This window comes from Streptomyces sp. NPDC026062 (assembly GCF_055568375.1).
The window spans coordinates 210,534-235,775 of the sequence record NZ_JBVHOQ010000006.1; the positions used below are offsets into that span (position 1 = coordinate 210,534).

A 25,242-nucleotide genomic window follows, 5' to 3' on the forward strand; every position below is an offset into this window, starting at 1 on the left:
CATGACAGCCGATACGACGACCACGACCACCACCCCGCCCCCGCCGCTGCGGATCATCCTGGCCGACGACCACACGGTGATGCGCGCCGGACTTGTCGCGCTGCTGTCCTCGGAACCCACCGTCCGGATCGTGGGGGAGGCGGGCGACGGCCGCGAGGCGGTACGCCTCGTCGGGCAACTCCGCCCCGATGTCGCCCTCCTGGACCTGCGGATGCCGGTACTGGACGGAGTGGGGGCCACCCTGGAGATCGTCGCGGGCGGGACGGGGACCCGGGTGCTGATCCTGACCACGTACGACACCGACTCGGACATCGAGCGGGGCGTCGAGGCGGGTGCCACCGGCTATCTGCTCAAGGACGCCACCCGCGAGCAGCTGGTGGACGCCATCCACTCGGCGTCTCGGGGCGAGACGGTCCTGGCCCCGAGGGTGGCGCAGCGCCTGGTGGCCAGGATGCGGCGGCCCGTGCCCGTCACGCTGACCGCCCGCGAGTCGGAGGTGCTGCGGGCGGTCGCGGACGGCCTGTCGAACGGGGAGATCGGCCGGCGGCTGTTCATCGGGGAGGCCACGGTGAAGACCCATCTGCTGCGCATCTTCGCGAAGCTCGACGTCAACGACCGCACGCGCGCCGTGGTGGTCGCGATGAACGCGGGCCTGCTGAAGAGGAGTTAGGGAGTCGTTCCTGCCCCGGCCGAACACCGGAAGCCACCGGCGGACCCGGACTGCTGGGACGGCCCCCGGCGGACCCCGGCCGAACACCGGCGGGCCCCGGACTGCTGGGACGGACCGGCCGGCCCCGGTCCGTCCCCTCGGACAGGTCCCCGGGTCAGCCGGTACCGCAGGCGGTCCCGGCGACGGTGAACGCGGCGGGCTGTCCCGTGTTCCCCGTGTGTGTCGCCTGGAAGCCGATCTGGACGGCGGCACCGGGTGCGAGCGTCGAGTTGTAGGCGAGACCGGTGGCGGTCACCGCGCCACTGGCCGGGCTGTAGTCCGCGCCCCAGCCCGAGGTGATGGTCTGGCCGGCGGGCAGGGTGAAGGCGAGCGACCAGCCGGTCAGGGGCGTGCTGCCGGTGTTGGTGAGGGTGATCGTCGCGGTCAGCCCGGTGTTCCAGGTGCTGGTGGTGTAGCCGACCCGGCAGCTTCCCGGCGTGGGGTCGGTGCCGGGGTCCGGGTCCGTCGGTGTCGTGGAGTCAAGGCCGAAGAAGGTGAGGGCACGGGCCGCCATCCCGGCGGTCGGCAGGCTGTGGCCGACGCCCTGGACGCTGACCGCCTCCACCGGTGCCTGGTCGCCGCTGCTTCCGTAGCGGGTACGGGTCCAGCCGGACTGCGGGCTGTCGGTCGACGCGGGTGTCCGGCTCACGCCCAGTACGTCGGTCCACTGGTCGATCTCCTCGTTGAGGTTCGGGTAGCGCAGCGTCGCGTCCTCGGTGCCGTGCCAGACCTGCATCCGGGGCCTGGCACCGCTGTAGCCGGGGTGGGCGGCACGGACCAGATCGCCCCACTGCTGGGGCGTACGGTCGATGGTCCCGTTGGCGCAGGCGCTGTTCCAGCCCGAGCCGTCGGTGGTGGCGAAGCAGGAGTGCGGTACGCCCATGAAGGCGGCGCCCGCCTTGAACACATCCGGGTAGTTGCCCAGCAGGACGTTGGTCATCATCGCGCCGGACGACGCGCCGGTCACGAAGACCCGGCCGGGATCGGAGCCGTAGCGCTGCTGGACGTAGCCCACCATGGACCTGATGCCCACCGGGTCGCTGCCGCCGTCACGTCTGAGGGCCTGCGGGGACGACACGTCGAAGCAGTTGCCGCTCCTGGTCGCGGAGGGGTAGACGACGATGAAGCCGTACCGGTCGGCGAGCGAGGCGAACTCCGTACCGGAGTAGAAGGCCGGACCCGAACCCGTGCAGTAGTGCACCGCCACCAGGACCGCCGGGCGCGCCCCGACACTGTCCGGTACGTACAGGTGCATGCGGAGGCCGCTCGGGTTGGACCCGAAGTCCGTCACCTCCGTGAGCGCGGCGGCTGACGCGGGAGGTGCCACGGCGAGGAGGAGCGCCGAGACGAGTGGCAGGACACAACCCAGAAGAGCGGTCAGCAGCGCTCGTGGTGACCGGCTCCTGGCGGCCGGGGCGGTGGTCAGCGGGGCTCGGGGGGAGCGCTTCGTGCCGGCGGGGGCGGGCGTGGGGCGCGGGGTGGTGGATCCGGTCCCGGATCTATTGGTCATGTCCCTGTCCTTCCTAGACTGCCTGCTGTGAAGGGATTGCTGCTGCGGCTGTCGGCGCTGGACGCGGACGCCGCCACCGCCGTGCGCGTGATCGCCCACTTCGAGGCGCTGCTCGGCAGCGGTCCTGACCCGGTGTCCCTGGCGCGGTCCACCGCGGGACTTGCCGGGTGCGCGGCGGGGCTCGAACTCCCCGACGGACGTACGGCACGGTTCGGGCCCGACGGGACGGCGCCGGCCGGAGCGCCGGTCCAGGTGTCGGGGCGGGTGGCCCTGGAGCCGTCCGGTTCGGTCTGGCTGGAGCGGCCGGGCACGTCGGGCCCGTTCGACGAACTCGTCCTGGAGTGGATGGCCATCACCGCCCGGGTGCTGGCCGGCCGCCCGTGGCAGCCCCGGGCGCTCCGTGCCGCCGATCCCGCCCTGGTCGAACTGGTGCTGTCCGGGCGGGAGGACACCCCGGACCGGATCCGCGCCCTGCGGCTGCTGGGCCTGGCTCCGGAGGCGGAGCTGCGGGTGGCCGCGGTGGCCGGGCGGCCCGGGGCGGACGCCGGGGTGGAGGCGGTGGCGTTGCTGGGGCGGGGGGCGCTGCGGGGAACGGTCCGGGTGGCGCGGGTCGGCGCGCTGGGGGCGGTGCTGGTGCAGCGTGACGGCGACGGCGACGGCGAGGGCTGGAGCGGGGGCGGTGTGGCGGGGGAGCTGCGGGAGGCGCTGAGGGCGCGGGACCGGGAGCGGGGCGCGTCGCGCCGGGCCGCGCAGGGGGTCAGGGTGGGCGTCGGCGGCGGTACGGACCCGCTGGACGCGCGGACTTCCTGGGCGCAGGCCCGTGCCGCCCTGAGGTTCGCGGTGGCGGACGCCCCGCAGGACGCGGTGGCCGACCACGGCGAACTCGGTCCCGTCGCCCTTCTGGCGGACATCCCGGCCCAGCGGCTGCGGGACCAGGAGGACGTGCGGATGCTGTCCGCGCTGGCCTGCGGCGAGCGGGCCGGGCAGAGCGGCGGCCTCCTGGCCGCCCTGGCCGCGTTCTGCCGCACCGGCACCCTGCGGCAGGCGGCGGCCGAACTCCATCTGCACCACAGCTCGGTCGCCGCCCGGCTGGCACGTGTGGAGCGGGAGTCCGGCTGGAGCCTGCGCGATCCACAGGACCGGTTCCGTGCCCAACTGGCTCTGTACGCACTTCGGCTGGCCGGCAATCCGGCTGAGGCCGATAACGCCGGGATCTGACGGTCCCCCGTCGGCCACGCGCTCCTCGTCATCACGTCACCGCCGCCCGAGCGCCGCGCCCAGCACATCGACCGCCTCGTGCGCCGCGTCCCGTATGACGGCCGCGTGCTCCACCGCCCACGCTCCGTGGAAGGTCCCCGGAAGCATGCGGATCCGGGTGGGTACGGAGGCGCCTGCCAGGGCGTGCGCGTAGTCGACGCCCTCGTCCCGCAGCGGATCGAACTCCATGACCGAGACATACGCGGGCGGGAGCCCGGCCAGGGCGCCGGCCGCGGCGCGTGCGGGGGCGGCGTACACGGGGACCGAAGGGGTGGCCCGTACGCCCGCTCCCAGATAGGCGCCCCAGCTGAGGAGGGCGTTGCGCCGGTTCCACACCGGCGTATCGGTGAACAGCCGGGCGCTCGGCGTCTCCAGCCGGTCGTCGAGCGCGGGGCTGCACAGGTGCTGGAAACAGATCGCGGGTCCGCCCCGGTCCCGGCTGAGCAGCGTCAGCGCGGCGGCGAGACCGGCGCCGGCGCTGTCTCCCCACAGGGCGACGCGATCGGGCCGGATGCCGAGGGCATCGGCGTTCTCGGCCAGCGCGCACAGCCCCGCGTAGCAGTCCTCCAGGGCTGCGGGAAAGGGGTGTTCGGGAGCCAGCCGGTAGTCGACGGAGGCCACGAACACCTCCAGCTCCCGGCAGAGCCGCAGATTCCAGTCGTGGTCGACATCGGGTGACCCCAGGACGAAGCCGCCGCCGTGAATGCCGTAGACGACCGGCAGCGGATCCGCCCTCCGGGCGGGGCGCTGCGGCCGGTAGACGCGCAGCGCCACGTCCGGGGCGCCGTGCGGGCCGTGGACCAGGAGTTCGCCCACGTCGACTCCGGCGGTGTCCGACGCGGCGAGAGCTGCCGCCAGCTGGCCGGCCTGGGAGGTCCGGGCTGCGGCGAGGTCGGTGAGGTCGACCTCGGGCATCATCACGAGTGCGGCGGCGAGTTCGGGATCGAAAGCGTGCGGTGAACGCATGTCTCTCCTCCGGTGCCGGACGAGTCCGGTGGGGTGGTGATGCGACGCTCTCACGAGGCGTTCGCGCAGGTCATCAGACGTACGTCGGGAGAAGCGGCACCGATTTCCGACACGGTGGCGTTTTCCGTCGCCTTTTCGGCCGGTACGGGGCTCGGCGACCGTGTGAAAGCCGCCTCCGACCTGCTCGAACAGGGGCCGGGGCGGGTGTTCCGGCCCTCTTGACGGGGGCCCGAGGTTGTCCCTACGTTCTCCCCGCCCGATCGCGCACGCATCCGAAAGTTTTGGCGCGACGGACGAGATGTATGGGCCCGTGGCCCGTCAACTCGGGCCGTCGGTATGGGCCATTGGGGATCGGTTTTGACCACGAGGAAGAGCGCCTCCGCAACCGCAACCGCAACCGGTGCCGGTGCAGTCGGCGGTGCCATCTGCGGCGTGCGGCGCTGCCGTCGCCCCCGGGGTGCGGCCCGTCGCATGGCGCCGCTGCCGCTGTCCGGCGGGCTGTGGAGTCACATTCCCCTCCCACTTCAGGAGACCCGCATGCGAAAGCACCTCGTACGGCTTCGGGCGCACCGCTCCGGCGCCCGGTTCGTGGCCCTCTTGGCCGGAGCCCTGCTGCTGGCCACGGTCCAGCCGGCCTCTGCCGCGGTCAGGCCCGCCTCCGATGCCGGCAACCGGCCCGCGACCGCTGCTCCCGCGAGCCGGCCCGCGTACCGGGCCGCCGACCGAGCCGGAACGAACTCCCCGGCCTGGACCGGCACATGGGCCACGACGCCCACAGGGACCCCGGTTTCGGACACCACCGTGTTCCGGGACGAGACACTTCGGCAGAGGGTGCGCGTCAGCATCGGCGGCGACCGGGTGCGCATCCGGCTGTCGAACGAGTTCGGCGACCGGCCGCTGGTCATCGACGAGGCGCGGGTCGCCCGCCCCGCCGACGGCGGACCGGACTCACGCGTCGACGCGCGCACCGACCGCTCGCTCACCTTCGGCGGCCGCACCTCGGTGACGGTCCCGGCGGGTGCGCCCGCGCTCAGCGATCCGGTCGATCTGCGGGTGCCCGCCGGATCCGACCTCGTGGTGAGCATCCATCTGCCCGAGCGCACACCGGGCTCGACGCTCCACGCGTTCGCCCTCCGGCAGAACTACGTCGCGTCCGGCAACGTCACCGGGCACACCGACATCGAGGCGACGTCCACGAACGACCGCTGGTACTTCCTGACCGGTGTGAGCGTGACCACGGACCGGGCGGCGGGAGCGGCCCGGCCGTCGGCCGTCGTCACCCTCGGCGACTCGATCACGGACGGGGCGAACACCGAGCCGGGTGCCGATCACCGCTGGCCCGACCTCCTGGCCCAGCGCCTCCGCACCGCCTACGGGCCGTATGCGCGCGGCGTGCTCAACGAGGGGATCAGCGGCAACAGGCTGCTGCACGACCCGAATCCGCCCGCCGGGTCCGACGCGGAGAACTTCGCGGCCTACTTCGGCCAGAGCGCGCTGCGCCGCTTCGACCGTGACGTGGCCGCCCAGCCGGGAGCGGCCCATCTCGTCGTGCTCCTGGGTGTGAACGACCTCGGCCACCCGGGCACGGTGGCCCCGGAGTCGGAACGGGTGTCGGCCGCGGACCTGATCGACGCACACCGCCAGATCGTGGCCCGCGCCCATGACCGCGGCCTGAAGGCGTACGGCGGCACGATCCTGCCGTTCAAGGGAGACACGCTCGGCTTCTACTCCCCGGCCAACGAGGCCGCGCGCACCACCTTCAACCACTGGCTGAGGACCAGCGGCACATACGACGGAGTCGTCGACTTCGACAAGGCCCTGCGCGATCCGTCCGACCCGCGGCGTCTTCTGGCCCGGTACGACAGCGGTGATCACCTCCACCCGAACGACGCGGGCGCCGAGGCGATGGCGGAGGCGGTGCCGCTGTCGCTGCTGCGCTGAAGGCCGGGAACGGGTGTCTGCCGCGCTGAAGGCCGGGAACGGGTGTCTGCCGCGCGGGCTGCGGCGCGTCCGGCCCCCGTCCGCCCGTGCCGACCCGCATCACCGTTTCGACCGACTGCGTCCACATGACCCAGGGCGCCGTGATCGCAGGCGCTCTCCGCGTGCGGTGTCCGGTCGAGGCCCTTGCGCTCCTCGTCCATGCGACTTCGTCCGTAGGAAGGTGTCCGGCTGATCCGGCGGCGGCGGGGGACGGGACTTGGGCATGAGGCGTGGCATTCATCACACCGAAAGCTCCGGTAGTGAAAGCAACTGAGATGTTTGGTCCTCTATGTCCGTCCTGGTGCTCCGCCGCGGGCCCGGAGTGGGTGAAGAAGGTGTGCGGGCCAATCGCTGTTCCGGTTCTACGATCGCCTCAAGTCACGTCTGCGTGTGCCATTCCGCAGCGACTTCTCTTCTCGCTTCCGGACCCCGAAGGGCTCATGTGAAGATTCGTCGGATTCTTGCCACAGCCGTTGCTGCCGCAGTGACCACGCCCGCTCTCCTGCTCTCGGTCTCCCCCGCGTTCGCCGTTCGCCGATGACAGGCCGGCGGCGCAGACCCCGCACAAGCCGTCCGTGGCGGAGTTGGAAAAGGCCGTCGCCGCGGCGAAGAAGGCGTACGACGACGCCGTAGCGACCGAGGACGCCGCCTTCACGGCGCTGAAGACCTTCTCCGAGACCGCGCCCCAGGCCATTGCCGAAAGGGCCGCCAAGGCGGTGGCGGTCGCCGCCGCCACCGCGAAGACCGAGGCCGATCAGGCCTCGGTCGATGCCGAAGCGGCACTCGACGGTCTCCCCGAGACCGCGACGGACGCCGAGCGGGCTGCCGCGGCGACGACTCTCGCCAAGGCGGAGGCCGCCGCCGTAGCCGCGGGCGAGGCCAAGGCCGCCGCCGATGCCAAGCTGCTGGAGGCCGAGGACGCCTACAACGTCGCCCGGGTCGCCGCAGCCCGAGCCGTGACCATGACGCGGCTGGCCACCAAGGCGGCGCTCGACGCCAAGGCCGCCGCCGACGAGGCCCTGGCCAAGGCCAAGGAGGAACTCGACGGCGGCGACTACTACGACACCTGCGTCTCCGAGCCCGAGCTCACCGCGGTCCTCACGGGCCTGCCTTCGACGGTCGTCGCCGGCAGCCCGGCGGAGTTCAGGTTCCGGCTGACCAATGGCACCAAGAAAGCGATGGAGGTGGTGATTCCGTCCGTCTACGTCCGTGCGACCGCGCAGAGCGGGCACAGGAACCTCGACCACCTGATGAGTCTGCGGCGGTGGTCCGCCTCGGCCTCGAAGTGGAAGACCGTCGACACCGAGCACCACATGGAGAAGATCAGCTCGCTGAAGGCCGGCGCCCATGTCGACGTCAGGATGCGCCTCACCGTCGAGGCCTCGGCACCCGCGGCCAACGGCACCACCACCGTCACCGGCAACTACTGGAACCGCGACGGCGCCTGCGGCCAGAGCGCGGACACCCGAGGACCCGGGTTCGTGATCGCCGTCGCCGGCAGCGAGCCCGGTAAGCCCGGCGGGACCGGCGGGACCGGCGGGACCGAGCCGAAGGGCTCGGACGCCAAGCCGCAGAGCGGCACGCCGGCCGGTCCCGTGAACGGCAGCCTCGCCGCCACGGGCGCCTCGTTCGAGCCGTCGCGGCTCGCACTCGCGAGCGGCGCGGCTCTGGTGATCGGCGCGGGCGCGATGTTCGTCGTCCGCCGCCGCAAGGCCGACGCCCGCGCGTGACGCGTGACGCGTGACGCGTGTGAACGTGTCCGGATGGGAGGTCCCACCAGCAGCGGGGACCTCCCATCCGTCGCGGAACTCCGCCGTTTGTCGCCGCCCTCCTGCGGGTTTGTCCGCGATCGGTAACAGAGGGATCCTGCACAGGCGTTCGTATGTCTACATGGGTGCACGGCATCGGCGGAGACAACAAAGGGGCGGGTCGGACATGGCTAAGCACAAGGGAAGGGCATGGCATGTCCGGCTTCTCGGGGCGGCGCTCGGGGTGACGGCGCTGGCCGCCGCCACCTCGGTGTGGACCGCACAGGCCGGCACCTCCGCGGGCGGCCCCCGGGCGGCCGTCTCGACGCCGGAGGCGAAGCCCAAGGACCGGGTTGCCAAGGTTGCCGTGGACATCGCGCACGCCTCGGACAAGGGTGCCAAGGGTGTCAACATCACCATCGACGACGGACCGGACCCGGTCTGGACACCGCAGGTGCTGCAACTCCTCAAGGACAGTGGCGTGAAGGCCACGTTCTGCATGGTGGGCACGCAGGCCCAGGCCTACCCGAACCTGGTCAAGAGGGTCGTGGCCGAAGGACACCGGCTCTGCAACCACACGGTCTCGCACGACACCGGCATGGACCACAAGTCCGAGGCCTACCAGGCCCAGGAGATCCTGGACGCCGAGCGCATGATCACCAAGGCGTCCGGCGGCGTCCGGCCGCAGTACTACCGGGCTCCGGGCGGTGCCTTCACCCCGTACAGCCGACACCTCGCCGCATCGCGGGGGATGCGGCCGCTGGGCTGGAACGTCGACACCAAGGACTTCGAACGCCCCGGCGTGGACGCCATGGTCGCCACGGTCAAGAGCGAGATCTCCAACGGGCCGACCGTCCTCTTCCACGACGCGGGAGGCGACCGCTCCCAGACCCTGGCCGCTCTGCGCGAGGTGCTGCCGTGGCTGAGGGAGCAGGGGTACGCCTACGGTTTCCCCGTGCGGTGAACGGTACGGTTCCGCGTTTCCTCCCGCGGTTGGCCCCAAGGTTCTTCCCAAGGTTCTTCCCGCTGTTCTTCGAGGTTCGCCCGCCGGCCCCGGCCTCGGCGCAGCCCGCGCCCGGCACACGTCCGGAAACGCCGATGACAGCAGCAACACCACGTCCGCCAGGGCGCACTCGGCGCTCAGGCCGTTGAGCAAGCCGTAGGGGCCGTCGGCGGCGACGGTACGGCCGTCGCCCGGCGGACGGCCGAACCCCAGCGGGACGTAGGACGGTTCGGGCCCCATCACCCGGCCGGGAGTGCCGGGCGGGAACGAGGGATCCGGGTCCGGGCTCTGGTCAGGGTCCTGGTCCTGGTCAGGGTCCTGGTCCTGGTCCAGGGAAGCAATCAAGTGCCTTCCCGGAAAGGGTAATTCGCTGGGCCGATCTTGCCCGGACTGATGGGATGGGGGCATGAGTCTCCTTCCTGCCGGGGCGGACGGGGTCGTCGTCCCCGTACCCGTCCTTGTCCGTGACCTGCTGCCCGCCGATCTGCCGGCCTGCGGCTGGTCCGGCTCGCCCCGGCATCTGGTGCATGTGGCCCATGAGCTGGAGCGTGCGGCGGCGGGCGAGGTGGACTACCTGGCTGTCTGCACCCCGGCGGGGCTTCCGGTGGCGATCGGAGGCGTCGACTATCAGGTCATGGCCGGAGCCGGCAATCTGTGGCAGCTCGGCGTGCTCCCGGCCCTCCAGTCGTGCGGTCTGGGCACCGTGCTCATCCGCGCCGCGGAGGACCGCATCCGGGCACGCGGACTGCGGCGTGCGGAACTCGGGGTCGAGGAGAGCAACCCGCGTGCCCGCGCGCTCTACGAACGCCTGGGGTACGTGGCCTACGGCAGCGAGCCCGACGCATGGGACGTGGAGGAGCCGGACGGTTCGCTGCGCCGGTACGAGACCATGTGCACGCTGATGCGCAAGGACCTGCCCTGAAGGTCTGCCCCGAGGGCCGGCGCCGGAGCACCCACCCCGGGGAAGGACTGCATTGGAGACGACGTCAGGCCAGTCGTCGTGAGTGCCGAGCCGATGGTGGTCCCCGCCGGCCTCGTCGTCCTCGTGGGGCCGCCGGCCTCGGGCAAGACCGCCTTCGTCCGGGAACTGGTCGCCCGGGGGAGGCTCGACCCGGAGGCCGTCGTCTCCAGTGACGAGATCCGTGCGCGGCTCTTCGGGGGAGGAGCGGTGGACGACACCTCCGAATCGGCCGACGCGCAGGTTTTCGACGAGCGTGACCGTCGTATCACCGGCAGGCTCGCCGGGGGACTGATCGCGGTGGCGGAATCGACGAACGTGACACGGCGGGCGCGCGCCCGCCTCATGGCCCTCGCCGAACGCTTCGGAGTGCCCGTGACCGTGCTCCGTTTCCCCCAGGCCGAAGCGGATCTGCTCAGACAGAACGAGGAGCGGCTCAGGGACGACGTCTCCGCCGAGGACATCAGCGCCTACGCCGCCGTCATGCGGCGGGAGGCGGGCGCTGCCCGGCTGCGTGCGGAGGGCGCGGCGCTCGTGTACGACGTCCCCGGGCGGGGGCAGGGGGTGACGCCCTCCGAGGCGGCCCGGCGCTTCACGTTCGGCCGTTCCTGAACGGCCCCGGCACGCTCCGAGGGCCCGGTTCCTCGCGCAGGGCCCCGCGCCAGGCCCCGCCCCAGTCCTCGCCGCGCGAGCAGGAGGGCGTGACGCCGTTCCGGCCTGCGCGTCTTTCAGATGTTTATCGGCGTTTCCTACCCTCGCGGCACACCTTCGGGGGAGGGAATCAGTCCATGTACACCATTGTCGTGGTTCCAGGGCCCGGTATGGCCCCCTGTGAGCAGTTACGGCTGGCGCCGGGAGAGACGCTTCACTTCGGCCGGGAGTTGTCCGCCGGCCCACGACCCCTGCTGACCATCGCGCACGACGGCGTCTCGCGTTCCGCGGGCGAGATCACCGCGACCGACACGTACTGGTCGCTCAGCAACTTCAGCCGCACGGCGACCTACGCCGTCGAGAATCCGGAGGGCGCCGGGGAACACATCAAGGTGGCGCCGCGGCGACTGGGCGCACCCGTGGCGTTCGAGTTCTCCCGGGTGGTCCTGCCCGCCGGCACCGACCTGCTCAGCTTCGACGTATGGGCGCCGAGGCACGACTACGCGGCCCCGGCGGAGGGGCCCGACCCGGCGGACCGGAGCGAGCCCGCTCAGCACCGCGGCGGCGAGTCCACCGCGCTGGCCTTTCCTCTCGACCGGTCCAAGCGGTACTTCACCGTGCTGGCGGCCCTGTGCGAGCCGCGCCTGCGCGGCGAGCCGTACGCCCCGCTGCCCACCGTGGAACAGATCGTCGACCGGCTGCGCCCCCGGTGGCCGGCTGCCAACCGGGCGGCCGTGCAGTGGAACATCGACTATCTCGCCGTGAAGCTGCGGCTCAAGCCCGGTCCCGAGTCCTGCGAGTCCGGGCCCCGGCTCAACGGCAAGAAGGAGATGCTCGTCTCGCTCGCGCTCCGCTTCGACCTGGTGCGTGAGGACGACCTGGCGGCGCAGGACCTGACCGCGAGCGGCGCTGCCCGGTGAGTGACGGACAGCCGTACGCCGTCGCGTCCGTTCCGCCCGGCTACCGCGTGGGGGCGTGGATCGTCGACCGGCCGCTCGGCGCGGGCGCGTTCGGCCATGTGTACGCGGCCCGGCAGGCGGAAGCCGGTGCGGAACCGGCCCGTGCCGCCCTGAAGTTCCTGCCGACCGGCACACGGACACCGCGCCAGCTGCACCATCTCCGGGAACTGGCCGAGCGGGAGGTGGACCTGCTGAGCCGGCTCCGTTCGCCCCGGCTGATCCGCCTGCACGACGTGCTGACGGTGGACGATCCGGCGCATCCGGAACTCGACGGTGCCACCGTCCTCGTGCTGGAGGAGGCAAACGGCTCCCTCGACGCCCTCCTGTCCGGGGACCGGCCGCCGCGCCAGGGACCCGCCCTGCTCGTGCAGGTCTGCGAGGGGCTGCGGCAACTGCACGACGCGGGCTGGGTGCACGGCGACCTGAAGCCGGGCAACGTACTGCTGATGAAGGATGGTTCGGCCCGGCTCGGCGACTTCAACATGGCGGGCGAACTGGAGGGTACGCACGCGTACTCCCCCGCCTTCGCCACGGCCGACTACACCCCGCCCGAACTGCTGTGGTCCGAGATCGGCGAGCGCGGCATGCAGATTCGGCCGACCACGGACATCTGGGCGTTCGGAGTGCTGGCGCACCTGGTTCTGACCGGCTCCTTCCCCTTGCCGGGCGGCACACCGACGGCGCGGCGGGACGCGGCGGTGCGCTACGCCCGGGGCGAGGAGGACCTGCGGCTGGCTCCCGAACTCCCGTCGGTCTGGCGGGAGATCGTGACGGACTGCCTCGCCCGCACGCACGAGGAACGGGCGCGGTGCGACGCGGCGTCGCTGCTGCTGCGGACCTCGGAGGCGGCGGCCGGCCTGCTGCCGCGCCGCAGACGCGTGCGCCGCCCCCTGCTCGTGGCGGCGGTCGGCGCGCTGGCCCTGGCGGTGGCGGCTCTCGGGATACGGGGCCTCCTGGACGACGACCCGGCCACGAAGCCGACCGCCCGGACGACCGCCGATGCCGTCGCGGACACGCGTACGGGCAGCAGCCCCGGGCCGACGCCGACCGTGACGGGCTACGACCGCTGCGGGCCGGGCAACGTCTGCTTCTTCTCGAAGACCGAAGGCGGAGGCGATATGTGCGCCTGGGAAGGTGACGACGCCGACTGGTCCGACGGCCAGAACGACTGCTCCTGGGCCGGCGCGACCGGCGCGGAATCGGTCTACAACAACGGGGTGGCCGATCCGAAGGGCTTCAACCACGTCACGTACTTCGCGAAGGCCGGGCTGAGCGACCGCCTCGGCTGCGTCGAACGTGGACAGCACCGCAACCTCGCCCTGACGGACCTGGTGCGCTCCCACACCTGGGCCAAGACCTGCTCCCTCTGACGTACGAGGTACCGCCCGCCCCGGTACCGGGGGGATGGTGTTGCTGTGCCACCGGGGGTGGCACAGCAACGGGGGGCAGTGGCATGAAGCGCAGTTTCATGGCCGCGTGTGCGGTCGCGGCGGTCGTCCCGGCCGCCGCGACCGGGTGCGCACAGGACAGCTCCGGGCGGGGGCCGGCGGATGCGACCCCGTCCGCCCGGAACAGTCAGGAGCCCGGATCGACGCAGGCCGAGCGGCTGCGGATCTCCGACGCCACCGAAGTGCTGACCAAGCGGTGCATGAACCGGGCGGGCTTCTCGTACTGGACCGGTCTACGGCTGAGCCTGGAGGAGAGCCGGTCACCCGGCTACGTCAACGACGACGTCTCATGGGCCGCTGAACACGGCTACGGCAGCCGTATCCAGCAGAAGGCCGACGAAGCCAGGCGGGCGAATCCGAACGGCACCTACCGCGCCGGCCTCTCCCCGCAACGCCGCAAGGCCTACGACAAGGCGCTCGACGGCGGCCGGGACGTCACCGTCCTCACCGCCGAGATCTCCACCCCGGGCGGCACGGGAAAGATCAGCAAGCGGCTCGGAGGCTGCACGGCGGAGACCGAGAAGAAGCAGCTGCGACCGTTGGATGGGCTGACCCGAGCGGGTGAGCACCTGAGCGGCTTGAGCCCGAGCGGTTGAGCACCTGATGGGGGGAGCGCCTCAGCACCGGGGCACGCGGGCAGGGCGGCCCACCGGCTTCTGACCGGTGGGCCGCCCTTCTTCCGACGGGCGGGAGCCGTCCGGCCGGACCCGAACGGGACATCCTGGCCCGGCCGGACCGTTCCTGGCCTGCCGGACAGCCCTTAGCCCTGCCACACCTTGCTCGTGGCGATCCTCCGCAGCTCGTCGAGGCTGAGCGCGGGGTCCTTGCGGCCGGCGGCCACGCCCTGGCCCGCCGCGTTGAACGCAGAGATCAACACGCGCAGCCCGTCGGGGCGGATCGTGTCCACCTGCCACATCTTCACGCCCTTGCCACCCTTCTCGCCCGGACCCTGACGGGTGGCGACCTTCGTGCCGTCCGGCAGGACCTCCGCGTCGAGGCCGAAGAGATCACCCTCGACACCGGACATGCCCGGCTGGACGTTGATCTGTACGAAACTCCTGCCCCGGCCGTCGTCCACGACGACGTACGCGTACTCCGTCTCCTGCTTCCCGGACGCCTTCACCGTCAGGCCGCCCGGGAGCTGCTTGGTCAGCTCGGCCAGGATCACGTCACCGCTCAGGGTCTGCGGGGCCGGCTGCGTGGGCGTCTGCTCGGCAGGCTCGGGAAGGGACGCGGCGATCGGGCGCCACTCCTCGGCCCGTGCCAGCGCCGCCATCCGGTCCAGCGACAGCGGCGGGGCCGGCCGGCTGACCGGAGCGCCCTTCTCCTCGGGCGCGTTCCACTCGGAGACCGAGACCCGGTAGCCCTCGGGCGTGAGCAGATCCGCGTACCACCACTTGGTTTCCTCTCTTCGGTCCGCGTACTCCCAGCCCTTGAAGAGCACGAGGCGCGAGCCGTCCTTCAGCGTCCTGGCGGAGCAGGCCTCGTACGCGTTCAGAACCCTGTCCGGACAGGAGAGCTCGTCCTCCGTCAGCTTCGAGTCCGGGTTCTGCCTGCTCAGGGTCACCGAGACGGCGGCCTTGCCGTGGCCGTCGTCGTACACGACGGAGGCAGCCGGCGGATGCGAACCGGCCCCGGAGCCGCCGGAGCCATGGCCCTGCTGCTCACTGATGTGCCCCTCCGGCAGCAGGTCCGAGAGGGTCCTGAACACCTGCTGTTCGGGGGTGCGGGTCTTCTCCGCGGACTGTGCGCCCACCGCCGCCCCGTTGCCGCCGTGCTGCGAGTTGGCGAAGCCCCCCGTGAGGAACGACCCGCCGAGCCCTATCGCGGCCAGCGCCGCCACGCTCCCGCTCACCGCGGCACTGCGGCGCAGCACCGTCCGGCGCCGGCCGCGCGCGATCCCGCCGTCCACGAGCGGCCGTCCCACGACGGAGAACTCCGCACCCGTCTGCTTCATCGCCGCGCCGAGCCCGCTCTCGAAGGACTCCCGGTCCTTCCGCGCACCGTTTTCGTGCATGCCGACCACCACCGTCCCCACACCTGTGGAAAGAGGAAAGAATGAGAAGAAAGAAGAAGAGAATTCAGTGCGCGGCCGGGGTCAGTGCGCCGCCAGCTCGCCGATGCTGCCGCCGAGTTGCTCACGCAGCCGGGCGAGCGCCCGGGTGCTCCGGGTGCGTACCGCCGCCGAGCTGACATGCAGTGCTTCCGCGGTCTCCGTGACCGACCGGTCCTCCCAGTAACGCAGCACGATCACCGCCCGGTCCTTGGGCGGCAGGCCACGCAACGCGTCGAGCAACGTCATCCTCAACGACGCGTCCTCCGCCGACTCCCCGGCCCGGTCCGGCAGCTCGCCGCTCGGCCGTTCTCCCGCCGATCTGCGCCGCCGGTGCCCGAGATAGCAGCGGACAAGCACGGTCTGCGCGTACGCCGCCGGGTTTCCGACCCGTGAGACGCGCCCCCAGACCGTGTACATCTTGCCGAGCGTCTCCTGCACGAGATCCTCGGCAAGATGCGTGTCCCCACCGGTCAGCAGACACGCCGAACGGAACAGATGGCCCATGCGGGCCTCCGCGAACTCACGGAAAGCACCTTCCTTGGACTGCTTCAACCGCCACTCCTTCTCACTTACACCCTTCTAGATGCGGTGACCGCCGGGAAGTGTTTCACTCCGGGCCGGCGACGTACGGAAGCGGTGCGGTGGCGGTGCTGCGCGCCGGCGTGGTCCAGGCAGAGGGAAAGCCCCCGGCCATGGGGCTGGGGGCTTTCCCTCACGTGGGTCGCTCCACGGCTCCTGAGCTGCGGATACGTCCAGTGGTGGTGCTACGTCCGTCGGGTGTGATGCCGGCTGCGATGCCGGGCGTTACGTGGTTCCGTGGCCGGGTCAGGAGAAGACGACCGAGCGCACAAGCAGCCGGTCCGAGGCGCCGCCTCCCGGACGCAGGGTGTAGTAGGCGCCGCCCTCGCAGTCCGCTTCGAGGAAGACCGTCGCCGCCGCGTCGGTCCGGTTCTTGGGTGCGTAGGCGGCGGTACCCGGCTCGGATCCCGGCCCCTGGATGTTGATGCACTGACCGCTCTCGGGGTCATTCATGAAGCCGACGGCCTCGTAGCCGTCGGAGGTCAGGTACGTGTAGCGGAACTGGCCGTTGGCGGCCACGGCGGAGCCGGACGTGGCGAGGATCAGTACGGCGGCGCCGGCCGATGCGGCCAGGGTGGAGCGGAGACGCATGGGGGTGTTCACCTTCTCGTGGACGTACGGAGATCCGTGGGTGCACGGCGTACGGAGATCAGGGCCAACGCTGCCCGTGCCCTCTGCGGAGTAGGCCACGCGTCGCCCGCACGAGGGATGGAGAAACGTTTCTCTGTGGCATTCGGCCCTGTCGGACCTCGCTCGGGCTGGGCGCATGCCCGCCCGGGGAGGCATGCGGCGAACGGGGCCAGGACGGATGTGCGTGCCCGGAACCGACAGCGGCTGCCACACCGCCCTTCGGGTGTGACAGCCACCTGTTCCGGTCTGTGCCGGTCTGTATCGACATGTTCTGGCCGGCACCGGCTGACCTGCGCCGACCGTGGAGAGGACAACAGGGCCCTCCCTGTCGAGCCCTCGGTCCGGACCGTGCCCGTTCGCTATGCCCGTCGGGCGGGGGCGGCGCCGGACTCCTCGGGGGCCGTGACGTTTGCCTCCTCGGCCTCCAGCAGATCCGGGAGCCGGCTGCTCAGCTCCGCGACGTCGCCCGCCGGTGTGCCGGACGCCCGGTGGCCGGACTGCTTCGCCGCATGGCGCCCCAGCAGGAGATTGCCGTTCTCCGCGACACCCTTGCCCGCGCTGCCGTGTGGCGTTTCCCCGTGGACATGCCCACGAGGCCGACGCGAGGCGACACTCGCCCTCATACGGTGGCCGATGCCGGGCCCTCCGCCCGGGACGCCCTCGGCGGGCAGGCCCGGCTTCGGGTCGAGGGGCTGTTGCCTCCCTCCGTCGTCACTGTCGGCTCGGCGGTTCTTCAGCCGCGTACCCAGGAGGAAGGCGGCTGCGCACGCGAGGAGTACGCCCACGCCCAGCAGGAGGAGGTCCCTGCGCTCATGGCCGGCGGCCGGAGGGGCGCCGACGCTCGTCGGCTCGGCCGAACCCGGCTTCGCGAGAGCCGGGTTGTCCTCGGCCGCGCCGGACGACTCGGCACGCGGCGCCCCGGGCCCGGTCACGGGTTCCGTCGCGGGCCCGGCGCCTTTCGGCACCGCCGGTTTCGGGGCGCCGGCGGCCACGGGCTCCTTCGCCCGGCCGGGAGCGGCGGGGGCGACGGTACCGGTGTCGTGCTTCGGGGCGGTGGACGCCGCCGGTCCGTCGGTGTGCACCGGGGTGGTGGAGCCCACCGGTCCGGCCGGCGGCTTCGGGGTGGCGGGGGGCTTCGGAGCGGGGGAGGGCTTCGAACCCGCTTGCGTGATGTCGAAGGACGTCACGATGTTGCTCTGGCCCGGGTTCAGGCCGCACGTCGTGTCTGCCTGGAGCCACACGGAGCCCGTCGCGTTCTCCGCGCGGATACGGAGGGCGATGTCGCCTGTCGTGACCGTCGCCCTGCCCGGGTGGTCGAACGTGGGCGTGGTCACTTGCGCGCTTGCCTTGATCTTGAAGGACCCGGACGCCGGCGCGGTGGTCCTGGCCATGGTGAACGGGGCAGCGATGTCCAACTTCTGCTGCGGCGCGTCCACATGGGCTGATGCGTCCACTGTGCCGCTGACGGCCGACATGCCTTGGTCGGCCAGCCACTTCGTGACGCTCGCCTCCGCCGTCGCCACCGCCTGGACGGTCAGGGTCCTGCCCGGCCGTCCGACCAGCACCTGGTCCGGAAGGGCCGTGGTGATCTTCACCGTGAAGGAATGGGTGCCGGCCGCGAACGGCGTGCACGTGTAGCCGAATGTGCGCGAAAGCTGCTGAGCGGATGCTGTTCCGGCCCCGGCGACGCCCGCCAACCCGGCTGCCACGACCGACACGGTTAAGGCTCCTTGGAGGATCCCCATCCCTGACCTGCTGCACCTGATACTCATGAGTCCGACTCCGACCACTGTTCGGGCATTCGATTGCAGGACGATTCGCATTTTCCGAGGGCGGACATGCTGCTCAGGTCATGAGCTTCGGCACCTGGTCTGCGGCGCCCGGACGATTTCGTTCAGCGTGCCCGTACCGTCTCTGGGAAGACGCGACACGGGCGGCCCTCGGTTCCTTGCGATCGCCGGCATGAATGACGGCATTCGGAGGCCCGCACAGACGCGTATCGATGCGCATCGTGCGGGGTGTACTCCGGGGCACCGTTGATATCACGCCATGGGCAGATGCCGCTGCCCGAATCAACCCGGAGCGGTACCTTCCTGTTGAAACCTTGAGAACCAACTGCCCTGTGCAATAAGCTGATGTGTCCCTGCGTCAGGAATACACGGACGCGTGCGAATGAGGGGACGAGATCTGTTGACTGATATCGACGCTCTGCTCGGCCAGGTCGTGCCCGCCGTACAAGCGGCGGTGGGTGCGTACGGCGTCGGTGTGCTGGCCCGGATCGAGGACCAGGTGGTCGACGAGACGGCCGGCGCGACGGTACGGCTGGGGCAACGGCTGCTCGGCCGCATCCTGCGTCGTGACGCCGACGCCGAGCCGGTCAGGAATGCCGTGGCCATCATGGCCCGGAGGTCAGAGGACCCGGAAGCCGTGAGTGTGCTGCGTATGCAGATCAGAATGGCTCTGGAGGAAGACCCGTCCATGGCTCCGGAGTTGGCAGCGATGCTGCCCGCGCGCCCGTCCGTGTCGGCCAGCGGGCCAGGCAGCGTGGCGGTCGGCGGGAACAACCAGGGGATCATCTCCACGGGGAGCAACGCGAGGAACTACATGCGCGGCGAGTCTCGCGACGGGCCCGAAGGACACGGCCCGCGCCATGCCCAGCCCTGATCGGCCGTCGATCCTGGTCGAGGGCGACAGCACAGGAATCAACAGTAGCGGCGACGAGGCTGTCAACATTCTCATCAACCTCTATGACGGAGGGGTCTCTGCTGCGGGTGCGCTGGCCGAAGCGGTCCAGCGAATCGTGATCGGACCTCGCCCGGCCGCAGAGGATCCACTGGCGAAAATGGCCGGGCAACTCACGACCAGTGTCCTGTCGCGCCTCACGCGTGAAGTGGAACAGCTGCGGCTGAAGGATCGGGACTCTCTGCCCGTTCACTGGCGGCCTGTGATCTGGGGCGAGCGCGGCAACGGGAATGCAAGCGTCGCAACTCCGAGCGGGACAGCAGGATTTCCTCTGACTGACCTGGCCGATCCACTGAACAAGGCCAAGAAGGATTCCCGCTGGCTGATGGTGCTGGGGCGGGCAGGGGCGGGGAAGAGTGTCCTTGCCCTGCAATTCGCGAAGTCCCTCCTGGAGAAACGCTCTCTTGACGGAGAGGGACCGGTTCCGGTGATCTTCAGTCTTGGATCATGGAATCCCGGCATCAGCGATCTCCGCGACTGGTTGATCGGTCGGTTGGAGAGAGACTATTCCTTTCTCGCAGCACCCGGTCCGGGGCCCGAAGACAAGACATGGGCCGCCGAGTTGGTGGAATCCGGTAACTACGTACTGCCGATTCTTGACGGCTTCGACGAGATCGCCGCCGATGACGACATGCGCGGAGACGCGGTCACTCAGTTCAACAGCAGCGCCATGTCGCTGGTGGTCACCAGCCGCTACGAAGCGATCGAAGCCGTGAGGCGCGGGAGCAACATCAGGCCCTCCGCAGCTGCCATCGAACTGGACGACCTCGACCTGGGCGACTCCCTCCGCTATCTGTACGAGGCCACCGGTACGCGTCCGGCCGCCGGGACGGACGTGGCCGACGGCGTCGGGTGGCCGTACGTACTGGCTGAGTTGAGCCACCACCCCCAGACCCGGGCCAGTCACGATCTCGCCACCGTGCTGGCCACCCCTCTGATGACCACACTCGCCCGCTTCGCCTATGAGTGGAAGCTGCCCGATCATGATCCGTCGGACCTGCTGGACCGTGCGAAGTTCGGCAGCCAGGAAGCCCTTGAGAAGCATCTCCTGGACTTCTTCGTCCGCACCGCCTACAAGCGCCATCTCCCCAACAAGCCCGCAAGAGAGGCGAAGGGGCGGGGGGAGGACCCTCGCTGGGATGTCGAGCGTGCCCGGAAATGGCTCGGCTACCTTGCCGTGCATCTGACGAAGCTGGAGACCTCCGACATCGAGTGGTGGCGGCTGGGCACCGCGATGAAGCTGCGCTGGGTCACACTGCGGGTCGGCGTCACGATCGGTATCGCCTGCGGCCTCCTGGCAGGGCTCGTGTACGGAGCCGAGACCGCACTCGGCTACGGACCCCTGAACGGCATCCTGGTGGCAGCCGTCACCGGCCTGACGAACGGCGGTGCGATGGGGCTGACGTTCGGGCTCATGCACGGGTTCGTCACGAAGATGAAGGCCGGCGGCCCGATATTCGAACCGTCGCGCCTGGAGATCAGGATGTACAGCTGGAGGGACACGGAGACGAAGGCAAGACTCCGGAAGAACTTCCTTCCCAGAACAAGGGGCGGACTCGTCGGCGGTCTGCTCTTCGGGGTCGTATGGGCCGTGGGCGGAAGCGCCTTCAACCTCTTGATGGGCGTCCCCTGGCCCCTGGTCGTGCCGTTCGCGGGACTGGCGCTCGTGACCGCGACCGGCCTGGGGCTCGTGCTGGGCCTCGTCGCCGCTCTCGGGGCCGGGTTCGAGACGGTCATCCCGAGGAAGGATCTCGACTCCCCGTCGGACCTGCTGGACACGAACCGGGCCACGGTGCTCAAACAGATCACCACCGTCGGGCTGGTGGTCGGAATCGGATACGGGGCCCTGTACGGGCTCGCGACGTACAGCTTCCTCTCCGGGGCCCTGGTCGGACTCGTATCCGGCTCCGCGGTCGCCCTCGGCGTCGGCACCATGACCGCCTGGGGGCGCTCGGTGGTGCTGGCCCGGATCTGGCTCCCCCTGGCGGGGCGGCTGCCGAGCGACCTGGACGCGTTCCTGCGGGACGCCTACGCGCGAGGCGTTCTGCGCCGGGAAGGCGCGGTCTACCAGTTCCGCCACGCGCGGCTCCAGGAGCACCTGGGCAGCACCTACCAGCGCTGAGCCTGCACTCTCTCCGAACCGCGGTGAAGCCCTCAACTCACGGCACGGCGGCCGGCGCCGAGGGCCTGCACCTGCCGCTGCTCACCATCCTGCATGGCAAGTAGCGGCGCGGACCCGCCAGTTGTCTATGTGGCGGGTCTGCTACTGACCCGTCCGTATGCTCCGGTGTTGCCGGGGTGCTACGACATACCCGCCGCGGACGGGGCCCATATCATGATGCAGCCGTCCTTCTGGTCGTTCACCTGAGCTGCCGTTGCGACGCCTGTCATCGTTCCTGTCGCCAGGGCGACCAAGCAGGCGATTGTGGTGACCGCCAGGATTGTGCGCACGTGCAAGGGGTTCCTTCCCGCATTGATCTGCAGAGACAGGAAGAACCTATCAGACGATCGAACGTCATTCCGAAATGAATATGCCAGTTGGATATTCGGTTCTATTCGTCGCGCGTGACGGGTCGATTGGGCGGCCGATTATTACGTTCATGATCAATTTCGATCATTCGGCGACCGATTTTGCGCGCATCGGCGTGGTCCCGGTGTCGAACCAATTCGAATGACCGATGCAATTCCGTCCGTGCTTCATCGGCGTCACCCGCCGCGAGCCGCACCTCCGCCAGCAGCGTCCGTGCGGCGGTTTCCTCGTCGACGTCGTGCGTCCGCATGGCGAGGGCCACTGCTGCTCGCAGTCGGTCCGTCGCCGCAGTCAGGCGGCCTTCGGTGAAGTCCGCGCGTCCGAGGCGGCGCAGGGCCTGGACCTCGTGGTGGGCGGCTCCTATGGTCTGTGCGATCTCCAGGGCTTCGAGGAGATATCGGCCGGATTCCTCGACCGTCCCCAGCCGCCAGTGCGTCTCGCCGATTCCGACCAGGGTCTCCGCCTGACTCTTCCGGTCGCCGAGTGCCCGGAATTCGGAAAGGGTCTCGCTGAATATGGAGAGGGCTGCTGCCGACTCGCCGGACTCCATGAGGGATTCCGCGAGATTTCTGCGTACGGTCGCACGGTCGTACCGGCTTCCGCCTGATTCCAGCAGGCGTAGGGATTCCTTGAAGGAGTGGCGGGCCGACGCGAGCCTGCCCGCTTGCATCTGCAATTCTCCGATGTTGTTGAGCGTCTGGGCAGAGGCGATCTCGTCACCTGCCAGCCGGAATTCATCGAGGGCGTTGTGGAAATGTGTGAGTGCCCGGTCGCGTTCCCCGATGAACAACAAGGTCACCGCAATGTTGTTTCGGCTGCGCGCTTTGTCCCAGATGTCGCCCGACAGTGCCGTGATGGCGAAAGACTTCTGAAGCAGGACGAGCGCCTTGCGATTCTCGCCGAGATGCCAGTTCAGTGTGCCGAGGACGCGTAGCGCAGCAGCCTCGGCAGGTCCGTCGTCCAGCTCACGCGCGAGTCCCAGGGCGCGCGCCCCCGCCGCCGCGGCCTGCGAGTAGTTCCCGATGCTCGCGTCCGCCGCGCACAGGTCGATCAGGGCCCGGCAGAGCGCCGGCGCGTTGTCGTTCGTCCGGTCCCAGTGGTCGACGGCGTGGCGCAAGAGCCTCCTGGCGTCCTGCCAGTAGCACTCCGACTGCAGGAACCCTGCCAGGGCGCAGGCGAGCCGGGCGGCCGGTCCGGGGGATCCGTTGCGTCGGGCGTGGTCTTCGACGACCAGCAGATTGCCGCGTTCAGACGCCAGCCAGGACCGTGCGGCGGCGGCGTCCGGCAGCGGAAGGTCAGGCGTCGACGGTAGCGGCGCCGGTGACTGCGTCCGTAGGCGTCGGGGGTACGCCGTCCGATCGGCGAGGCCGGCTGTCGTGACGTAGAAGTCCACCAGGCGGCAGACAGCCTGCCGGCGTTCCCGCTCGCTGTCCTCGGAGAGGGACAGGCCGTAGGCGTACTCACGCAGCAGATCGTGGTAGCGATAGCGGTCCGGTACGGGCTCGCCCAGCAGATGGCACGCGAGCAGCCCTTCGAGCAGGCGCTCCGTCGTGTCCTGCGGCAGGCCCAGCAGGGCGGCCGCGGCCTCGGCGGTGAACTCGGATCCTGGATGCAGCCCGAGGCGGCGGAACGCGGTCCGCTGCTGTGCGGTGAGAGTCCGGTAGGAGAGAGCGAAGGCCCGCGCCATCTCCTGTTCCTGATCCGCGCTATGAATCTCCTTCAGCCGTTGGGGACTTCGGGCAAGGCGCTCGGCGAGGACCGTCAGCGTCCAGGATGTACGGGACCGGAACCGGTGTGCCACCAGCTCGATTGCGAGGGGGAGATATCCGCACAGACCCACGATCCGCGCGATCTCCGCGCTGTCGCTGGTACGTTCCTCCCCCGCGAAGCAGCGGAAGAGCGAGATGGCGTCCTCTTCCGGCAGGGCGTCGAGCGGGACCGAAAGCGCCTGCGGTATCCCGGTCAGATGGCGACGGCTGGCGATGATCGTCAGGGACGGTGATCCGCTCGGCAGCAGCGGCTCGACCTGTTCCGGTCCGGTCGCGTCGTCCAGGACGATGACCACGCGGCGCTCTGCCAGCATGGTCCGCCAGAGGGCGGTGCGCCCTTCCAGCTCCGCCGGAATGGAGAAGGCCGGCGCACCGAGCAGCCTCAGCAGCGTTGCCAGAGCCGCCCCCGCTCCCAGCGGTTCCTGGGTAGGTGAATGCCCTCGCAGGTCAATGTAGAGCTGCCCGTCCGGGTACTTCTCGGCGAGCATGTGGGCCGTGGCGACGGCCAAGGCGGTCTTCCCCACGCCTGCCATGCCACTGACGGCCTCCACGGTGACGACCGGCCCGCCGCGCCCGCTCTGCTCGGCGATCATCGAGGTCAGGGCCTGTAACTCCGAACGGCGTCCGACGAGTGAGGGCTGCTGGGGCAGGTTACGGCGTGGCGGTACACCGGGCGGGAGCCCGGCGGGCTTCGGTGCCTCCGGCGAGGGCATGGCCGGAGTGGCAACGGTCCCGAGGGGTGCGGGTGTTCGCTCAGCGCCGCCCCCGTGCGCCAGTTCGTGTGCCGGTATCCGGGCCAGCACGCCCTGGTGGACCGCGTTCAGCTCGGCGCCGGGGACTGCTCCGTACTCGGCCATGAGCGACTGCCGGGCCTGCTGGTGGACCCGGAGCGCGTCCGCGTAACGACCGCTGCCGTAGTACGCGAGCATCAATTGCCCGATCAGGGTCTCGTCGCCGGGATACTGCTCGATCAACGCGATGAGCCGCCCGACCTGTTCGGCGAAGCGCCCCAGCCTCAGTTCCGCTGCGATGCGTGAGATACCGGCGTTCAGCCGGGATTCCGCGAGTGTCCGACGCACGCCCGCCGCCCAGAGGCCGGGCAGGCCCGCCAGCGCTTCGCCCTGCCACATGTCCTCGGCACGGGCGAGCAGCTCCACCGCCCGCGCATCGCTGTCCGTGGTGAACGCCTCGTCGACAAGGTGCTGGAACCGCTGCCGGTCCACGCAGTCACGCCCGGCCCGCAAGGTGTAGGTGTGCGCCCTCCCGACGATGGTGGGTGCCTCAGGGCCTGTACCGGCGGGTCCGGGCGCTTCAGGACTCGCACCGGCGGGACCGGGTGCGGCAGGCTCCGTACCCGGAGGCCGCAGTCGCCCGCGAATGCGTGAGATGTAGGTGTGCGTGTTCGCGCGGGCGCGTTCGGGAGGGTCGCCGTCCCAGAGCCTCTCCATCAGCGCGCTGATGGAGACCGGGCGGCCCGCCTCCAGCGCGAGCGCGGCCAGTAAAACCCGTTCCTTGTCCGATCCGAGCTCCAGCCAGTGCCCGTTCAGCCACAGCCCCACCGGTCCGAGAATCTGGATCTGCACCAGCACCCCGCTGGTCCGTCGGATGGACCACGAGCATGACATCGCACCGTGAATTCCACCATGCGGCGTCCCCATACTTGGCTCGATCCGCTCTCTTCCCGATGGTCATTCCAAGTCGCACCGGGGTAGAACGCGAATGAGTCCGGGCAATTGCCAATCGATCT

19 protein-coding genes are annotated in these 25,242 nt (G+C 70.5%); 12 read left to right on the forward strand and 7 right to left on the reverse strand.

The genetic code is table 11. The annotated features are described in order from the left end of the window. The first annotated feature begins 1 nt into the window (after position 1). Positions 2-670 (forward strand): response regulator, encoded by a 669-nt coding sequence (locus ACZ4LX_RS07895; protein WP_467640073.1) that lies wholly within the window; start codon positions 2-4, stop codon positions 668-670. 154 nt (positions 671-824) lie between these two features. Here ACZ4LX_RS07895 and ACZ4LX_RS07900 read toward each other — a convergent pair whose 3' ends face one another. Then, positions 825-2,219, reverse strand: coding sequence for an extracellular catalytic domain type 1 short-chain-length polyhydroxyalkanoate depolymerase (locus ACZ4LX_RS07900; protein ID WP_467640070.1), 1,395 nt, complete (start codon positions 2,217-2,219; stop codon positions 825-827). Between the two features lie 27 nt (positions 2,220-2,246). Between ACZ4LX_RS07900 and ACZ4LX_RS07905 the strand changes: the two genes are divergently transcribed. Further along, on the forward strand, positions 2,247-3,437 hold the full coding sequence (locus tag ACZ4LX_RS07905; RefSeq protein WP_467640068.1) for a PucR family transcriptional regulator: 1,191 nt from the start codon (positions 2,247-2,249) through the stop codon (positions 3,435-3,437). 36 nt (positions 3,438-3,473) lie between these two features. On the opposite strand, the gene ACZ4LX_RS07910 is transcribed toward ACZ4LX_RS07905, so the two are convergent. Further along, positions 3,474-4,442 (reverse strand): alpha/beta hydrolase, encoded by a 969-nt coding sequence (locus tag ACZ4LX_RS07910; protein WP_467640065.1) that lies wholly within the window; start codon positions 4,440-4,442, stop codon positions 3,474-3,476. A gap of 537 nt (positions 4,443-4,979) precedes the next feature. Here ACZ4LX_RS07910 and ACZ4LX_RS07915 point away from each other — a divergent pair. The 8 genes from ACZ4LX_RS07915 (at position 4,980) to ACZ4LX_RS07950 (ending at position 13,785) form a co-directional block, all read left to right on the forward strand. Continuing rightward, positions 4,980-6,383 (forward strand): SGNH/GDSL hydrolase family protein, encoded by a 1,404-nt coding sequence (locus ACZ4LX_RS07915; RefSeq protein WP_467640063.1) that lies wholly within the window; start codon positions 4,980-4,982, stop codon positions 6,381-6,383. Positions 6,384-6,997: 614 nt separating this feature from the next. Then, positions 6,998-8,152: a peptidase gene (locus ACZ4LX_RS07920; RefSeq protein WP_467640060.1), complete on the forward strand. Its 1,155-nt coding sequence runs from the start codon at positions 6,998-7,000 to the stop codon at positions 8,150-8,152. Between the two features lie 205 nt (positions 8,153-8,357). Next, complete coding sequence (locus tag ACZ4LX_RS07925; protein WP_467640057.1) at positions 8,358-9,134, forward strand: polysaccharide deacetylase family protein; 777 nt, start codon at positions 8,358-8,360, stop codon at positions 9,132-9,134. A 445-nt stretch (positions 9,135-9,579) separates the two neighbouring features. Further along, positions 9,580-10,095, forward strand: coding sequence for a GNAT family N-acetyltransferase (locus ACZ4LX_RS07930; protein ID WP_467640055.1), 516 nt, complete (start codon positions 9,580-9,582; stop codon positions 10,093-10,095). A gap of 78 nt (positions 10,096-10,173) precedes the next feature. Further along, positions 10,174-10,743, forward strand: coding sequence for an AAA family ATPase (locus tag ACZ4LX_RS07935; RefSeq protein ID WP_467640052.1), 570 nt, complete (start codon positions 10,174-10,176; stop codon positions 10,741-10,743). Between the two features lie 176 nt (positions 10,744-10,919). Further along, positions 10,920-11,702 carry an FHA domain-containing protein gene (locus tag ACZ4LX_RS07940; RefSeq protein WP_467640049.1) on the forward strand — a complete coding sequence of 261 codons (783 nt, stop codon included), beginning with the start codon at positions 10,920-10,922 and terminating at the stop codon, positions 11,700-11,702. Then, positions 11,699-13,111, forward strand: a complete 1,413-nt coding sequence (locus ACZ4LX_RS07945; protein ID WP_467640046.1) for a protein kinase domain-containing protein — start codon at positions 11,699-11,701, stop codon at positions 13,109-13,111. The genes ACZ4LX_RS07940 and ACZ4LX_RS07945 overlap by 4 nt, the downstream gene beginning before the upstream one ends. Before the next feature lie 83 nt (positions 13,112-13,194). Further along, the gene (locus ACZ4LX_RS07950) at positions 13,195-13,785 is read left to right on the forward strand and encodes a hypothetical protein (RefSeq protein WP_467640043.1); all 591 of its coding nucleotides are present in this window, start codon (positions 13,195-13,197) and stop codon (positions 13,783-13,785) included. Between the two features lie 164 nt (positions 13,786-13,949). Here the strand turns inward: ACZ4LX_RS07950 and ACZ4LX_RS07955 are convergent, their stop codons facing one another. From ACZ4LX_RS07955 to ACZ4LX_RS07970, 4 genes are all read right to left on the reverse strand, one after another. Further along, positions 13,950-15,206 (reverse strand): hypothetical protein, encoded by a 1,257-nt coding sequence (locus tag ACZ4LX_RS07955; RefSeq protein WP_467640041.1) that lies wholly within the window; start codon positions 15,204-15,206, stop codon positions 13,950-13,952. 81 nt (positions 15,207-15,287) lie between these two features. Beyond that, a complete protein-coding gene (locus ACZ4LX_RS07960; protein WP_467640039.1) occupies positions 15,288-15,797 on the reverse strand; it encodes a SigE family RNA polymerase sigma factor in 510 nt (169 codons plus the stop codon). A gap of 273 nt (positions 15,798-16,070) precedes the next feature. Continuing rightward, on the reverse strand, positions 16,071-16,415 hold the full coding sequence (locus tag ACZ4LX_RS07965; RefSeq protein ID WP_467640036.1) for a hypothetical protein: 345 nt from the start codon (positions 16,413-16,415) through the stop codon (positions 16,071-16,073). A gap of 398 nt (positions 16,416-16,813) precedes the next feature. Next, positions 16,814-18,172 (reverse strand): DUF6801 domain-containing protein, encoded by a 1,359-nt coding sequence (locus ACZ4LX_RS07970; RefSeq protein ID WP_467640035.1) that lies wholly within the window; start codon positions 18,170-18,172, stop codon positions 16,814-16,816. A gap of 472 nt (positions 18,173-18,644) precedes the next feature. Here ACZ4LX_RS07970 and ACZ4LX_RS07975 point away from each other — a divergent pair, with 472 nt between their 5' ends. Continuing rightward, entirely contained in the window at positions 18,645-19,118 is a 474-nt protein-coding gene (locus tag ACZ4LX_RS07975; RefSeq protein WP_467640032.1) for a hypothetical protein, read from the forward strand. Positions 19,119-19,758: 640 nt separating this feature from the next. Further along, positions 19,759-21,318 carry a hypothetical protein gene (locus tag ACZ4LX_RS07980; protein ID WP_467640030.1) on the forward strand — a complete coding sequence of 520 codons (1,560 nt, stop codon included), beginning with the start codon at positions 19,759-19,761 and terminating at the stop codon, positions 21,316-21,318. Positions 21,319-21,748: 430 nt separating this feature from the next. Here ACZ4LX_RS07980 and ACZ4LX_RS07985 read toward each other — a convergent pair whose 3' ends face one another. After that, a complete protein-coding gene (locus ACZ4LX_RS07985) occupies positions 21,749-25,084 on the reverse strand; it encodes an AfsR/SARP family transcriptional regulator (RefSeq protein WP_467640027.1) in 3,336 nt (1,111 codons plus the stop codon). Between the last annotated feature and the right edge of the window lie 158 nt (positions 25,085-25,242).